At 60.8% G+C, this 14,550-nt stretch carries 14 protein-coding genes; 11 read left to right on the top strand and 3 right to left on the bottom strand.

Annotated features, from left to right (window positions below; all coding sequences use genetic code 11):
• Nucleotides 1-453 precede the first annotated feature (453 nt).
• Entirely contained in the window at nt 454-2,280 is a 1,827-nt protein-coding gene (locus VEC01_RS04105) for an alkaline phosphatase D family protein (RefSeq protein WP_324899032.1), read from the top strand.
• Nucleotides 2,281-2,429: 149 nt separating this feature from the next.
• Here VEC01_RS04105 and VEC01_RS04100 read toward each other — a convergent pair whose 3' ends face one another.
• On the bottom strand, nt 2,430-3,029 hold the full coding sequence (locus tag VEC01_RS04100) for a 2-hydroxychromene-2-carboxylate isomerase (RefSeq protein ID WP_324899030.1): 600 nt from the start codon (nt 3,027-3,029) through the stop codon (nt 2,430-2,432).
• 378 nt (nt 3,030-3,407) lie between these two features.
• On the opposite strand from VEC01_RS04100, the gene VEC01_RS04095 reads away from it, so the two are divergent.
• From VEC01_RS04095 to VEC01_RS04070, 6 genes are all read left to right on the top strand, one after another.
• A complete protein-coding gene (locus VEC01_RS04095; RefSeq protein ID WP_324899028.1) occupies nt 3,408-4,106 on the top strand; it encodes a two pore domain potassium channel family protein in 699 nt (232 codons plus the stop codon).
• A gap of 453 nt (nt 4,107-4,559) precedes the next feature.
• Nucleotides 4,560-6,221, top strand: a complete 1,662-nt coding sequence (locus VEC01_RS04090) for a heme peroxidase family protein (protein WP_324899026.1) — start codon at nt 4,560-4,562, stop codon at nt 6,219-6,221.
• 231 nt (nt 6,222-6,452) lie between these two features.
• On the top strand, nt 6,453-7,139 hold the full coding sequence (locus VEC01_RS04085) for a response regulator transcription factor (RefSeq protein ID WP_324899024.1): 687 nt from the start codon (nt 6,453-6,455) through the stop codon (nt 7,137-7,139).
• Nucleotides 7,140-7,142: 3 nt separating this feature from the next.
• Nucleotides 7,143-8,507, top strand: a complete 1,365-nt coding sequence (locus VEC01_RS04080; RefSeq protein WP_324899022.1) for a sensor histidine kinase — start codon at nt 7,143-7,145, stop codon at nt 8,505-8,507.
• A 280-nt stretch (nt 8,508-8,787) separates the two neighbouring features.
• Nucleotides 8,788-9,033 (top strand): antitoxin Xre/MbcA/ParS toxin-binding domain-containing protein, encoded by a 246-nt coding sequence (locus VEC01_RS04075; protein ID WP_324899020.1) that lies wholly within the window; start codon nt 8,788-8,790, stop codon nt 9,031-9,033.
• Between the two features lie 132 nt (nt 9,034-9,165).
• A complete protein-coding gene (locus VEC01_RS04070; RefSeq protein ID WP_324899018.1) occupies nt 9,166-9,726 on the top strand; it encodes a hypothetical protein in 561 nt (186 codons plus the stop codon).
• 87 nt (nt 9,727-9,813) lie between these two features.
• On the opposite strand, the gene VEC01_RS04065 is transcribed toward VEC01_RS04070, so the two are convergent.
• Nucleotides 9,814-10,596, bottom strand: coding sequence for a DUF4239 domain-containing protein (locus tag VEC01_RS04065; RefSeq protein WP_324899016.1), 783 nt, complete (start codon nt 10,594-10,596; stop codon nt 9,814-9,816).
• Nucleotides 10,597-10,844: 248 nt separating this feature from the next.
• Entirely contained in the window at nt 10,845-11,573 is a 729-nt protein-coding gene (locus tag VEC01_RS04060; protein WP_324899014.1) for a CPBP family intramembrane glutamic endopeptidase, read from the bottom strand.
• Between the two features lie 160 nt (nt 11,574-11,733).
• On the opposite strand from VEC01_RS04060, the gene VEC01_RS04055 reads away from it, so the two are divergent.
• From VEC01_RS04055 to VEC01_RS04040, 4 genes are all read left to right on the top strand, one after another.
• The gene (locus VEC01_RS04055; protein ID WP_324899012.1) at nt 11,734-12,768 is read left to right on the top strand and encodes a MerR family transcriptional regulator; all 1,035 of its coding nucleotides are present in this window, start codon (nt 11,734-11,736) and stop codon (nt 12,766-12,768) included.
• A gap of 5 nt (nt 12,769-12,773) precedes the next feature.
• Nucleotides 12,774-13,391, top strand: coding sequence for a phosphatase PAP2 family protein (locus tag VEC01_RS04050; protein ID WP_324899010.1), 618 nt, complete (start codon nt 12,774-12,776; stop codon nt 13,389-13,391).
• A gap of 125 nt (nt 13,392-13,516) precedes the next feature.
• A complete protein-coding gene (locus VEC01_RS04045) occupies nt 13,517-13,915 on the top strand; it encodes a 5-carboxymethyl-2-hydroxymuconate Delta-isomerase (protein WP_324899008.1) in 399 nt (132 codons plus the stop codon).
• A gap of 315 nt (nt 13,916-14,230) precedes the next feature.
• Complete coding sequence (locus VEC01_RS04040) at nt 14,231-14,548, top strand: hypothetical protein (protein ID WP_324899006.1); 318 nt, start codon at nt 14,231-14,233, stop codon at nt 14,546-14,548.
• Nucleotides 14,549-14,550: the final 2 nt, after the last annotated feature.

Genomic DNA, 14,550 nt, shown 5'->3' with positions numbered 1-14,550 from the left:
CCGTGGCGCATCAATTTGGTGCGTGCTGCGCGCCTCCCCTCCCCTTCCTGCCGCCCGGTCGAAAGCCGTTACATGACCTGCCCGGGCCGCGGCTGCTCAACCGGCCCGGGGCTTCCCGGGCTCGCTGCATCCTAGAGTTTGCGCAAACATCATCGCATTTGGCGCGCCGGGACAACTCCATGTCGTAATAAACCAATACAAGCGCACATCCTTCTTTCTAACCTGCGTCGACGGCCTGGCAAGGCAGAGCGGCGCTGCGCATCTCTGCCGCCCTGCACCAATTTCGTTCCCTGATACCCCTGCATGCATGCAGCGGCTTGAAGGCGCGTCCGCGTGTCATGCGCCGGCGCCCCCGCTGCCGCACGACGCTTGCAGGCCCGTTCGGCCAGGACGCCGCAGCACACCCGAGCGACGCAAAACAGACGTTACAAAACCAATAGGAGGAGAAACAAGATGGATAGACGCAGATTTCTGAAAGGCGCGATGTACTTCACCGTCGCGAGCGCGGGCGGCACGCTTGCCGCCTGTGGCGGCTCGGCCGATGGGGGGGCGGCGCAAGGCTCGCTCGCGCTGGGCGTAAGCGGGTCCTCGTCACCGAAAAAGACGTTCGCCTTCCCGCAGGGGATCGCCAGCGGCGACCCGAAAGAATCGAGCGTCGTGTTCTGGACGCGCTGCGTCAGGAGCAATGGATCGGTCAGGCCGGTCGAACTGCGGCTGGAAGTGGCGACCAACCCGTCCTTCCAGGAGCTCGTCGCTGCGGTTCCGCTGGTTGCGGTCGCCGAGTATGACTTTACCGTGCGGGTCAAGCTGCGCGACCTGGTCCCCGACACCCGCTATTACTATCGCTTTATCGCCGATTCCGATGTCAGCCACATCGGCAAGACCAGGACCGCGCCCGCTGCCGGCGCCGACGTCGCGCAGATGAAATTCGCATGGCTGACCTGCCAGGACTGGACCGTCAACCACTGGGGCGCGATGGAGCTGCTGGTGGAAGAAGAGGTCGATTTCCTGGTCCACCTCGGCGACTATATCTACGAGACCGTCGGCGCATCCTTCCAGGCCGGGAAGGCGGAACCGGCGCATGGCCGGATCACCCTGCCCGACGGCCTTGCGTCGCCGTCTGGCGGCGTCTATGCCAGCACGGTCGACGACTACCGCACTTTGTACCGCACCTATCGCAGCGACGAACGCTTGCAGGCGCTGCACCGCAAGTTCCCGATGATCGTGATCTGGGACGACCATGAATTCTCGGACGACAGCTGGCAGGACCACCAGACCTACAGCAACGGCAACAAGCAGGAAACCCCGCGCCGCCGCAATGCGAACCAGGCGTGGGCGGAATACATGCCGATCGACTTCGGCGATGTGTCCTTCGACCTGAACAACGGCGCCTACGACAACATCCGCATCTACCGCGACTTCCGCTTCGGCAACCTGATGCATCTGGTGATGACGGACCAGCGCCTGTACCGCGACGACCATGTCGTCAACGAAGCCGCCTATGCGCAGATGATCGGGCACGATCCGGTCAACGGCAACGACTCCGTCGGCTCGCGCTACTTCGTGCCGCAGCCCCTGCTGCGCGTCTTCGAGGAGAGGATGACCGCCGCCCGCGGACGCGTCCCCAGCATCCTCGGCACCACGCAGACGCAATGGTGGAAGAACACGATGAAGAATTCCGGGGCGACCTGGAAGATCTGGGGCAATGAAGTCACGCTCAACCGCATGTGGCTCGACATGCGCACCATCGCGCCGCCTCCCTACAACAACCTGTATGTGGTCAATGCCGATGCCTGGGACGGCTACCCGTCGCACCGGGCCGAGCTGATGACCTACCTCAAGACGGAAAACATCAGGAACGTGGTCGCCATTACCGGCGACCTGCACGCGTTCCAGTGCGGCGTGGTGCGCGACAACCCCGATCCGGCAACCGGTACGCCGGTCGCGGTCGACTTCGTCGCCGCCGGCATCAGCAGTTCCTCGTTCTATTCGTACGTGAAGGCCGGCGCCGGTTCCACGCCGCTTGCCGCGCTTGTCGCCACGCCGCAAAGCTTCGACCAGGTGCTGCGCATGAACAACCCGGACTTCGCCTATATCGACCACCATGCGCAGGGTTACGCGGTGGCGACGGTGACGCCGACGTCGTTCACGGTGCTGTTCAACAAGGTCAATCCTTTGACCGAGACCGGCACCAAACCGGCGACGCTGCTGGCCAAGCGCACCCGCATCACCCTGCAGGCAGGCAGCACGACGCCGCTGGTGGAAGACAACGTGGCCTGATGCGGCGCCGCGGTCGTTACAGGCTCCGGCCTGGACACCGGTGCGGCGCAAGGGTTTGCGCGAAAAAAAGCCACCGGAACCTCCGGTGGCTTTTGTCTTTGCGTCCGGTGTCACTATGCATGTGGCCGATCGTCCTTAGGATCAACGCGTTATTGGCTTTTTTCCTGCGTTTCTCGCGTCGCCCACTCGATGGCTTCTTCCATCCGGTCATCTCCCCAGAAAATCTCCTTGCCGACTGCGAACGTCGGAGCCCCAAAAATGCCAAGCATGCGGGCCGCTTCAGTTTCACTGGCGAACAGTTGACGAATGTCTTCCGAGTTGGCAAGCGCAATGACGGCGGCCGGGTCTTTCCCGATACTGGCAAGCACCTCAGACAGCGCTTTTTCGTCCTCCAGGTTTTTATGCGCCGAGAACCAGGCCCGATACGCGGCCTTGCTGTATTCCGGCGCCCACCCTTCGCGGGCGGCCGCAACCGCAATACGGTTCGGCAGGTTCGGCCTTTCTATCGGATACGGAGGAACGCCATTCCAGCCGATGCCGAGTCGCGTTGCGCGGCGCTCGACGTCGCGCCACATGTAGGCGCATTTCACTGGCTTGCCATGGAATGGATGCTCCGTCATCACTCCCCGGCCATTGAACGGACGCCAGTTCACGGTTACCCCCGCCCGTCGTGCCACCTCATCGATGCGCATCACGCTCAGATAGGTGTATGTGCTTCCGATAAAGTAGAAGAAGTCGAGTTGCGGCATGATTGTCGTCTCCAGGTTTTGTTTTGCCGGGGTGTGCGCAGCTTCCGCGGCCCGGGAACTTGTTGGACGACCATACCGCTAAACAATCAGCGGGCATTGACGAAAATCAGTTCAACCCGAGCCTGGATGCGAACGCAAGATACGCAGGTTTTGCGGCATCTGGTAGTAACATCCTTTGCCGGATGGCAGACTTGCGCATGGAAGGGGACCGCGGCCAATACATGCAGCTCTGAAACAAAACGAGCCGGCTTGCCGATGCGCGATGGCCCGGGCATTGCTTTACACCCGGAGAAGTGATGCGCATGTGCAGGAACAAATTCGGCCAGGATGTTCCCGGCGTGGTCTAATGCCTAGGATTCTTTTCACGAGCGTTGCTGAATGACGAGATTCTTCCACCACACCCGAAGGCACCCGTCCGCCATCTTGCTGCTGGTGCAACTGCTCGGCGTGCTGCTGTACCCGTTTATCGAAGACACGGAAATCGGCCGGACCGGCCTCAACGTGTTCGGGGTGATCGTGCTGGGGATGACGATTCGTACCGTTCACAGGACACCCGGACCGACCTGGATAAGCATGGCGCTGGCGGTGCCCATCATCCTTCTCCTTGCGCTGCAAACAATCTTCGAGATGCCCGGCCTCCTGCCCTGGTCATCTGCGCTGGAAGCCCTCTTTTACTTCTTTGCCGCACTCAGCCTGATCGCCTACATGATGGAGGACGACCAGACGACGGTCGACGAACTGTATGCGGCGGCTGCCACCTTTACGCTTCTTATCTGGGCATTCACCCACCTCTTCGTCATGACCCAGGCGCTGCAGCCCGGCGCCTTCTCCGAGGACGGCACGATCCGCACCTGGTCCGACCTGAACCACCTGAGCTTCGCGCTGCTGACGGGCACCGGCATGGGCAGCATCGTCGCCGTGTCGTCGCATGCGCGCTCGCTGGCGAGCATCGAGATGATGGCAGGCCTGATGTATCTCGCCGCCGTCGTCACCCGCCTGATCGGTTTCACGATGCCGCCGAGAGTGGCGCCGGCGAAGAAAGAAACGGAACGCGCCAATACCGGGCAGCATGACTAGAACGCATTGCCGGATGCACCCTTGCTGCGCGCCAAGGATCTGCGGCAGGGTTGAAAACCCCAATCATCACGACAACATTTCTGCGCGCTCTTGCAGCATTGCCGGCAACACCTGCCCCTGACGAAGTCCCTGTCGACGGCGGCCGCCAACTCCTTTGGCACGCAGGCTGACGCCTGCATAGGGAATAGCGAACGCAAACCGCAATGTAAAACTAGGTAAAGGCGCTCGCGTTGCCGGTGCTCCCACATAAACTTCAGCACTGTTATGCACTGCCAAAAGTACTCCCCGAAACGGTGACAGGCGATCCCACGCCTAGCCTTCCGTAGAAACTTCAATCAGCCAATAGCATCCGCCAGTCCTGGACAAGTCGTTCTTGTTGCGGGCAAAAGATTCACCAATCGCCTGACGGCGGCAAGCAATGCAGTTGTTTTGCTGCAGCCGCTTGACGCGCGCATGGCATTCCCGACCTTAAAAACAGCCAATAGGAAGATCGCCATGAGATTTTGGAGTTTTTCACTTCTTTCATCCCTGGGCTTAAGCCTCGTCCTTCACGGCGCATCCGCGCAAACCGTAGTCACCCCTTTTCCGACATCGCCACCTGACCCGGGCAATATGTTCACGCGCATGTTTCCCGAGCTGGCGTCCTTCGCTGAACAGACTGATAGTGCGCGGCGCGCAGTCCAGTTACTTGGGGCAGCCGATGGCATGCTGAACGCGGAAGACAACCTGACCGACCCGGTACAATCCATTCTCAATCCAGCCGCTTTCAGCCCGCACAACGCGGATAATCCTGATGTGACGGCAGGAGTGACCTTCCTTGGTCAGTTCCTGGACCACGACCTGAGCCTGGACAAGGACTCGCCGCTGAATAAAAACGTTTCCCCGGAAAAGATACTGAATTTTCGTACTGCGGCGTTCGACCTTGATTCTGTTTATGCAGGCGGACCGCGGGAATCGCCGCAATTCTATGACACCAGCTCGGGGCGCATTAAGTTCATCGTGCAAGCCATTCCCGGCTCAAGCGCATTTTCCAGACATGGGGCCGTGCGAAACGATGTGCCGCGCGATAGCGCGGGAAACGCCATCATTGCCGACAGCCGCAATGACGAGAACATCATTGTCTCGCAACTCCATCTGGCCATGCTGTCGTTCCATAATGAAGTGACGGATTACCTGGCCGGGCAGCCTGCATATCAGCAGGCGTCCGCGGATGAGATCTTCAAAGACGCACGTCAGCTCGTCACCTGGCATTACCAATGGATCGTTCTTCATGAATTCTTGCCGAAGATCATAGGTCAGGATCGTGTCGACCAGCTTCTTGCAAACGGCTTGAAATACTATCAGCCGAAACATCGTTCAAGTCGCGTCCGCGCCAATGACGGACAGGACAGGGCACTGCTTCCGATTGAATTCGCCGTCGCCGCATACCGGTTCGGCCACTCCCAGGTGCGGCCCAGCTATCGGGTCAATTTCGGCCCGACCGGCGGCTCGCCTTTCTTTGCCTTCGTTTTTGACGACAACTTGAATCCCTACGCATCCGATCCGGATGACCTGCGGGGCGGCAAGCGCGCACCGAGGAGATTTGTCGACTGGCAGACGTTCTTCGATTTCGGGGACAATAATGTGCGGCCGAATAAACGCATCGATACCAAACTGTCTTCCGTGCTATTGACCTTGCCCGGCGCAAAGGCGCCTGCTCCCGGACTTCCGCCGGATGGCTTGCAATCACTCCCGGCCCGTACCCTCACACGTCACGTGAATTTCGGTTTGCCCTCGGGGCAGGAAGTCGCAAAGAAGATGGGCCTTCCGGCTCTTACGCCAGCACAACTTAGCGACCTGGCACCTTACACCCTGGACAGCCGACATACCCTGGATACTTCAACGCCCCTGTTCTTCTATATCCTGAAGGAAGCGGAAGTGATGGAGAGCGGGCTGCGCCTCGGCCCGGTCGGCGCGGGAATTGTCGGCGAAGTGTTTGTTGGAATGTTGAAAGCCGACGAGTCATCCTACCTCAGCGCAAAGCCGGACTGGAAACCCACGCTGCCGTCGGCCCAGTCGGGACGCTTCATGATGACCGACCTCCTGACATTCGCCGGTGTCGTGCCTCCGTTGTGAACCGGGCTGCCATGCGCCGCTCAGTGCCGTGCCAGTCCGATCGGCGCGCGCTTTCGCATGTCGAAGGGGAAGGAGCAGGATCCGTAGCGTCGACAGCAATAGGCGTGACGAACCCCGGGCATGATACCTGCGACCAGCGGCGTACGGGTCCCGAATGGGTGGCGGAGTCGTCATTAACGCATTGGGACCTGGCGCCACCCCGGCGCGTGCCGCATCAGCGTGGAGCGAGCAATGAGAATCCTGTTGGTCGATGATGATATCGCGCTTGCCCAGATGTTGCAGGACTATCTGCAACGCGAAGGATTTGACGTTCTTACGCTGAACGATGGAAAAACGGTTGTCGCCGAAGCATTGTCCGACCGCTGCTGCATCGTCGTTCTTGACATCATGATGCCAAGAACGAATGGCCTCGAACTGTTAAGGCGTATCCGCACAGCAAGCCAGATCCCGGTATTGATGCTGACCGCCAAGGGCGACGACTCCGACCGCATTACCGGCCTGGAGCTTGGCGCGGACGACTATGTGCCAAAGCCTTGCACGCCGCGTGAATTGACTGCAAGGATACGGGCAATTCTCCGCCGCACCCAATTACTCGGCGCCGACGGCGGTCTGGACGTCCCGCTCGTGGTCGGCCCCCTGCGGCTGTGGCCTGGACAGCGGCAGGTTGACTTGCACGGGCAGCCTGTTCAGCTGACCAGCACCGAGTTCAGTCTGCTGGAGGTACTGGTCCGGAATGCAGGCCGCCCGGTGAGCAAGAACGAGCTTTCGGAGCAGGGCCTGGGACGCGCAACCACCCGCTATGACCGGAACATCGATGTTCACATCAGCAGCCTTCGCCGCAAGCTTGGCCTGTCGAAGGATGGCAAGTCCTGCCTGCACACGGTCTACCGGTTCGGCTACCAGATCCTCAAGGAGTAGGCAATGGGACGCTTATTCTGGAAATTCTTCATTGCCATTTGGGCGGCGCAGCTCGTCGGTACGATGTCGGTCATGTTCCTTGTGCAAACCGTGAACCGTTTCGAGGAAACCGGCCGGCCACGAGCGGTAGCGAATTCGCCGGTGAATTTCCTTGTCGACTCGGCTGCGGCGACGCTGCGCAATAGCGGAACCGAGGCCTTGCACAGGATGCTCGAAGAGGTTACCAAGCAAACCTTGATCGTGCTGGACGAAAACGACCGCGACCTCCTTGGCAGGCCAGTGGACAAGGCCACGCTGCAATGGGCCCGGGATGCAACCTGGCAGGGGCGGAATGCCGACAGCGTGCGCCGGGTCAGCTCGCCGGAAGGCCGTCATTATCTGCTCTTTATCCAGGATTCGGTCCAGCCGCATGCGCTAAACGATACCGCTCCGCCGCCCCCGCACGGCGCAAAACTGCTTCCGACAGAGCCGTTGCTGGCTCACCTGCTGGCCAGCCTGATCGTTGCTGCGCTTCTCGCTCACTATCTTTCGCGGCCGATACGCAGTTTGCGCACGGCGATCCGGGCCATGGCGTCCGGACAACTCCAGGTGGCCGTTGACGACGACGCGAAGCGGCGAAAAGACGAACTGGCGGATTTGCTGCGCGAGTTCGAACACATGGCCAGCAAGGTCGGCACGCTCGTCGCCGGTCAACGGCACCTGTTCCACGACGTTTCGCATGAATTGCGCTCGCCGCTGACCCGCATGCAGGTCGCGATCGGACTGGCAAAGCAGCAACCGGAAAAAGGCGAGGAGCTCATGGACCGGATAGAACGCGAAATCGTTCGGATCGACCGACTGATAGGAGAGTTGCTGGCTTTGTCGAGACTTTCGGCTGCCGAAATCAGGATAACGGATGAAGAATTCGGCATTGATGAAATCCTCGCTGAAGTCGTGGAAAGCGCGCGATTCGAGGGGAAAGCCAAAGGGCAGGCAGTACATTGGCCGCAAGATACCGGTGTGTGCATCAAAGGAAGCCCCGAACTGATGCACCGCGCGATTGAGAACGTGGTCCGCAATGCGATTGAGCACACTCCGTGCGACAGTACGATACTGGTCGAAGCGGACATCGAACCGGAGCGCGGATTGCTAAGAATTTCAATTTCCGACACCGGGCCGGGCGCGCCTGATACGGAGATCAGCATGATTTTCGATTCGTTTTTCCGCGGCGCCGGATCGGATCGCAACGGGGGGAGCCATGGACTGGGCCTGTCGATTACGAAACGCATCATCGACGCGCATCGTGGCGAGGTTCAAGCCCGCAACCTGCCGGAGGGGGGCTTGTGCGTGGAGATCTTCCTGCCGGTTTCCCCTCGCACTATGGCGTGATGCCATCGGATCCGGGTCAAAAGTGATTCCGGGACTGCGGCACAAAGCGCAGAAATGCAGTCTCGAACCAGTCCCGGCAGGGACTGCGCGGACAGACGCGTTGCGAATGCCCCTCCTGATCTCCAGCGTGCAGTCGTAGCCGCCGCACAAGCCACTCCTTCATGGAAGCGGGTATGATGCCCGCATCGCTATCCAGACGCGTGACCAACTTGAATGCTCGCCAGGCCGGCGGTATGAAGGCGGCCGCTTTCCTGGGCCTCTACTTCGAACAGGGTAAATCATGACGAAAGACGGACACCTTTCTCCCGAGGGATTTGAAGCGCTCCGCATGCGGTTTCAGAAGCAGTCGCGCAAAGCGCAGGCTTATTACACGGTCATGCACAAAGTCCGGGAATTTGCGGGGAACGATGACGCCGCCAGCGCCTGGATGAATGAACCCTTATCCAAATTCGACGGCAAGACGCCCGCTCAGCTGGTCAGCGATGGCCGCGAGGACGAAGTCCTCGGGTACATTGACTCACTCTAGCGCGGGTTTTCCGGCTCAACCCGTTCCTGCATGCGTGCCTGTGATGAATGCGGCCTGCGGCTTCGCAGACAGGCATCGTGCCCCAATTACCGCCTTCCACCCAGGCATATTACGATTTGATCAGTGAGGCGTATGCAGATCGTCATCGCATCGGACATCCACGGAACCAACGACCGCCTGCGCGCCCTGTTCGCCAGGCTCGGAGACCGCGTCGTTTTTCTGTCTCCCTGGGAAAGCGATGGCTGCCCCTACCAATCGGAACAGGAGGCGGTCCGGGTTTTTCACTCGGCAGACGGGCTGGTACGCTACGAGCGCAAGATAGCCATGGCAACCGCCGCAATGCCGTCGCTACTCATCGGCTTCAGCGTCGGTGCTGCAAGCATGTGGCTCCATACCGCGAACACACTCTGCCACCCGCACAGCCAGGCCTTCCTGTACTACGGCTCGCGCATACGCGAACATCGCGCGATCAGCCCTCGCTGTCCGGTGTCCCTGGTGTTTGCCGAACACGAAGCCTCCTTTCAACCCGAGGCACTGGCAAACGAACTGAGCCGTCCTGGCATCACGTGTTCAATCATTCCGCGCACCTCGCACGGATTCATGAATCCTCTCTCCGGCAACTTCAATGAGGAGCTAGCGCTGCAACAGATCGAGCACTTGAAGCGCGTGGCCCTTGAACGCGCATTGCCGTAATTTCACGCGAGCGCTTGCACATCCCTCCTTTCGCCCAACCGGTCATTCGTTGCAGGCGCGAACGGCTTAGCACAGGCGCAGGCCAAGCTAATTCGTCGCGACCTGCTCGCGTATCAGCCGGTATGGCTCGTCGGATGCCGCCATGTCCCCCTGAAACGGCTTGTCGAAAATTGCCACCAGCGCGAAGATCAGCGCGAGCGAAACTGCCAGGAAGGAGGCCAGCAGGAAGTGGATCCTGCGGTTCTCGATGCCGAACAGAAGCACAAAACACACCGTGAGGATGCCGCCCGCAAGGGTGACAACCCACACTTCGCCGGCGATTCCTTCGCTCGCAAGGAAAATTCGTTCGCGCCGGGCGTCGTAGAGCTTGTTCAAGGTCTGCACGAGCTGCGAGTAGTAGGCCGTCTCGCGCGGGGTGCGCGGCTCGTACCGGCTTACCACCCGGCTGAGTTCGGCCAGCGTCTGCAGACCCAGCGTGGTCCTTTGCCCTTGCATCTGCGCGGGCCATTCCTTCGAGATGACATCCTCCAGGTATTGCGCGGCCAATTGCTTCACCGGGCTTTCGATTTGCGACGAAGTCGCCCTCGCGAGGCGGACGATATCGCCGATCAGGTTCGCCTCGTTTTCCACGACCTGCTCCGCATGGTCGAAGCGGTTGATGCCGATTACCAGCACGGACGCGATGATCAGGCCATAGAACGCGGCCACCACGCCGACGATGAAGCCGATCACGTCGTTATGCTGGCGCCGTATCCTGAAAGGGATCGCCGTGTGTATCAACATCATCAGGAGAAACGTGAGCAATACGGAGGCGCCCACATGGAGGGCGATCTGGAAAGCGGAGGGCAGCGAGGCCAGATGGTTCAGCACGGCCGGATCCTGCGTATCGCCGCGGCTGCCGCCGGCGCCGGCGCGCGCGGATCGATCAATCCGCGGCGCGCCATCGCCGGTCCCGCTTGCTCGACTTGCTTGCTGTTATTCATGCTGAACCGGTGTCATCGGGAATTGACCACAATTCTGGCCATGCCCCGTTCGACCTGCCTTGTTCCGAATCAGTGAATTGCGGTCACCCGCAGCACGGAAACCGGATATTTCCCCACGGCGAGGGCAATCCTTGCTCAGCGGGTAAATGCGAACGCGCCAAGATGGGCAATGACATGGGCGAGCATGGCTGCCTCCAGGCCATACCGCCAAAACAGGAAACCGGCAACAATCCCGAAAGCCGCGTTGGCAAGCACGATATAGGCAGACAGTGATGCCGGCAGCGGCCCCAGCATGGCCGCCACCACGGGCAGGTGCAACGCGCCGAAAGCCAGCGCGCTGAGCAGGATCGGCAGCCAGACAATCAGCGCCGAAGGCGTGCCGGCGCCTCCCTGAAAGAGGCGCCAGCCAATCCACACCATCGCTGTCATCAGCCCCCATCGCACCAGGATTTCCTCGGTAATGCCGCCATACAGGACACGTGCGACGAGCGGGAAGGAAAAGCGCTCCTGAAGGCTGGCCAGCTGTTCGGGCGCAAAGCGCGCGAAAGCAACCAGTATCGCGGCCCCCAGGACACCGCCGATCACGCCGGGCAGCAATTGCGAACGCAGCCCATCCATATCCAGCCTTCCATCGGCGGCCGCCTGCAGGACGGGCGCATGCAGCCCGACTTGAGACGCCAGTTTCGCTCCGGTCCAGGCCGCCAGCGCCAGCAGCAGCGCACTTTGCACGGCACTGGTGATGCTGATGACGGATTGCGGCGCGGGCAAGGGCCGCCCTTCCAGCAGGAGCGGCAGAACAAGCCAGGAAATCGCTGCGACACCGGGTATGCCGGCAAGCCAGATGAGGAAGAAATGTTTTGTCATGCTCGCAATTTTACGGTGTCACATCGGGATACACACTAGTGGCCGCCCTCTGTTCTTGATTTAGGGAGATAACTTGACGGCCGGCCGGCGCCTCCGACGACTGCCGCTTGACTTTGACGTAGCGTCAGGCTTTATGCTTGTCGCGCTAAGGAGGATGCAGATGCTGCTCAAAATTGGTGAACTTGCCAGACGCACCGGGCTCACGGTTCGCACCTTGCATCATTACGATGCGATCAAGCTGTTATGCCCATCCGGCCGTACGGCATCCGGGTACCGGCTATACGACCGGCGCGACATCGAGCGCCTGCATCGGATCCAGGCATTACGGCGGCTCGATATCTCGCTGGCAGAAATCGCCACTTTGCTCGAAGGAGATAGCGCTGACCTGGAAACGGTCATCGGGCAGCAGGTCGCCGCCCTCGACCGGCAGGTGGCGCGCGCCGTCGAGTTGCGCAAGCGCTTGAAGGCGCTGCAAGAGCGTATCCGCGCGAAGGAAGAACCCGGGCTCGACGACTGGCTGTCCACGCTGGCGATGATGAACTTTTACGACCGCTACTTCACGCCCGAAGAGCACGATCAGTTGCGCCGGCATGGCAGTGTCGACGACGGCGAGTTCCACCGATTGAAGGAACAGATGCGCGATCTGATGGAAACCGGCGTGCGGCCTGACGATGCGCAGACCCTGGCGCTTGCAAAGCGCTGGATCGAACTCTCGCTGAAGCATATGGCCGGCGACGCGCGCCTGATCCACAAGGCGGATGTGCTGCACCGCACGGAAGCGGACGTGCCTTTGATCACCGGCATCGACTCCGCACTGCTCGATTACATCACGCGGGCGACCGCGGAATATCGCCTCAGCCTGTATGCACGCCATCTGGATCCGTCTTACCTGGCAGCGGCACGGGAAAGATTTATCCGGCATTACCTGAAATGGCCGGCACTCTTTGCGCAGGCGCGCGAACTCCAGGAACAGGGCACCGACCCGCTGGCGCCGGCGGCGCTCGATCTTGCCGCACGCTGGATTGCGCTGTTCGCTGCGGTCTGGGGCAACGACGTACGGCTGCACGAGCAGGTTCTCAAGGCCAACCAGCAAGAACCCGAGCTGTTCGCGGGGCTAGGCATGGAAGACGCCGCGATGCAACTGGTTCGCCGCAGCATCGAGCATTTGAAAACACGCCAGGGCATGACTGCTTGACCGGGATGCATTACTGGGAAAGCATTACCGCCGCCGGCGATGCCAACATCACGCTCCCCGCCGCCGCATTGATCGCGCTATGGCTCGCCGCGGCGCGGATGCCGCGCCTGGCCTTATCGTGGTGCCTGATATTCGGCGGACTTCTCGTGCTCGTCGGCGCCACCAAGCTGGCGTTCATCGGATGGGGCCTCGGCATCCGGGCGCTCGATTTTACCGGCATCAGCGGGCATGCTTCACGGGCAACGGCTGTCATCCCTGTTCTGGTCTATCTGCTGTGCCAGACCTGGCAGGCCGGCCGTCTCCGCTCTGCGGTCGCCGCGGCTTACGCGGCAGGCGCGCTTGTGGCCTGCTCGCGCGTTGCCATCGGCGCCCATTCGGAATCGGAGGTGATGATCGGCTTTGCGCTGGGCGGTGCGGCCAGCGCAGGCTTCATTCGTCTGGCATCGGCGCAGACGCCGCTCCGCATCAGCGGCTGGCTTGCGGGGCTTGGCGTACTGATGTTATGCGGGCTGACGCAACTTGACCCGGCGCCCACCAAGGCGTGGCTAAAGAACGCCGCACTGTATTTATCGGACCGAAGCGAGCCGTTTCAGCGCGGCGACCGGGCATCGCCGGCGCGTTAGGCAAGGCCTGATGTACAGTACAGCTGGTGCTTGCTGCCGATTCCTGCAGCCGGCCCCGTTGAACGAATACCCTTTACATCGCTGGATGCGCTTGCCGCGCACCGGCCAACTGAAGCGAGACAAAAATGCCCCACCTTACCTTGGAATACACCGGCAATCTTGCAGGCCTCGACGTGAGAAAGTGCTTGTTGGAGCTGAACCGGGTACTGGTTTCAACCAACCAGTTCGATGAAATTGACATAAAGAGCCGGGCGCTCAAGTTCGACGACCATGCCGTCGGCGTCCACCCCGAACGCCGTGCTTTCCTCCATGCGAAGCTGTCCCTTCTCAGCGGAAGATCCACGGAAGTGAAACGCGAGATATCGGCTGCGTTGCTTGAAAGCTTGCGCCAACTCTGCGTGGCACAGGATCAGATCCATGTCCAACTCTGCGTGGAGATTCTGGAGATCGAGCGGGAATCCTACGCAAAAGCGGCATGCTCTCCTAACCCGTCGATGCACAATACGGAGCAGGCGGGCAAATGATAGCTGCCTCCAACGGCCGCCCGGCGGAGTGCCGGCCGCGGCCGTCCATCCCGGTGCGGGACAGCCATTCCTGCACTGCTTGATGCGCTGGATATGCGACACGGCAACAAAATCCTTCAGATGGCCGCTTCACCGGCCGTGCCTGCCAGCCGCCGGCATGCCTGCGCCGTGGCAAGCGGTGATGTCCCATCACGTGGTGCCGCCTGGCCAGTCTTGAGCCGGCGCAAAGAGCGCGCCCCTTATCCTGTCATGTTCGAAGCCGGGCAGTAAAACGAATCCGGGAGCCCATCCAAGGGGAACCAGAAGGAGACAGCCATGACGATTATGGTGCAATGGATCACCCGTCCGATACCCGGCGCTTCGCTACCCGAATTCATTGAACAGGCCAAGCGCGGCATCAGTTTCTGGACGAAGTACAAGGAGGCCGGCGCCGAGATGAGCTTCTGGGCAACCACCGGCGGAGAATGGGGCGAATTCGTTTTCCTTGCCAGGTTCCCCAGCTACGCCGCATACGGCGCGTGCCATGACAAGATGCTGGGGGATCCGGAATTCGCAGCGTGGCAAGCGGCTGCGCTGGGGTCCGGCACGGTCGATCTCATCAAGAGCAGCATTTCGAGGGAAATACCGCTCTGACC

Source organism: Noviherbaspirillum sp. (genome assembly GCF_035627455.1).
In the GTDB taxonomy this organism is placed as follows: Bacteria; Pseudomonadota; Gammaproteobacteria; order Burkholderiales; family Burkholderiaceae_D; genus Noviherbaspirillum.
The sequence above is the reverse complement of the archived record's forward strand: the minus strand, read 5'-3'. Positions and strand labels throughout refer to the sequence as shown.

Bases quoted from the DNA above. Each gene is read 5' to 3' on its own strand.
- VEC01_RS04060 (WP_324899014.1), bottom strand. From the start codon at position 11,573: ATGACAAAACATTTCTTCCTCATCTGGCTTGCCGGCATACCCGGTGTC.
- VEC01_RS04095 (WP_324899028.1), top strand. From the start codon at position 3,408: ATGACGAGATTCTTCCACCACACCCGAAGGCACCCGTCCGCCATCTTG.
- VEC01_RS04055 (WP_324899012.1), top strand. From the start codon at position 11,734: ATGCTGCTCAAAATTGGTGAACTTGCCAGACGCACCGGGCTCACGGTT.
- VEC01_RS04105 (WP_324899032.1), top strand. From the start codon at position 454: ATGGATAGACGCAGATTTCTGAAAGGCGCGATGTACTTCACCGTCGCG.
- VEC01_RS04085 (WP_324899024.1), top strand. From the start codon at position 6,453: ATGAGAATCCTGTTGGTCGATGATGATATCGCGCTTGCCCAGATGTTG.
- VEC01_RS04040 (WP_324899006.1), top strand. From the start codon at position 14,231: ATGACGATTATGGTGCAATGGATCACCCGTCCGATACCCGGCGCTTCG.
- VEC01_RS04090 (WP_324899026.1), top strand. From the start codon at position 4,560: ATGGCATTCCCGACCTTAAAAACAGCCAATAGGAAGATCGCCATGAGA.
- VEC01_RS04045 (WP_324899008.1), top strand. From the start codon at position 13,517: ATGCCCCACCTTACCTTGGAATACACCGGCAATCTTGCAGGCCTCGAC.
- VEC01_RS04080 (WP_324899022.1), top strand. From the start codon at position 7,143: ATGGGACGCTTATTCTGGAAATTCTTCATTGCCATTTGGGCGGCGCAG.
- VEC01_RS04075 (WP_324899020.1), top strand. From the start codon at position 8,788: ATGACGAAAGACGGACACCTTTCTCCCGAGGGATTTGAAGCGCTCCGC.
- VEC01_RS04100 (WP_324899030.1), bottom strand. From the start codon at position 3,029: ATGCCGCAACTCGACTTCTTCTACTTTATCGGAAGCACATACACCTAT.
- VEC01_RS04050 (WP_324899010.1), top strand. From the start codon at position 12,774: ATGCATTACTGGGAAAGCATTACCGCCGCCGGCGATGCCAACATCACG.
- VEC01_RS04070 (WP_324899018.1), top strand. From the start codon at position 9,166: ATGCAGATCGTCATCGCATCGGACATCCACGGAACCAACGACCGCCTG.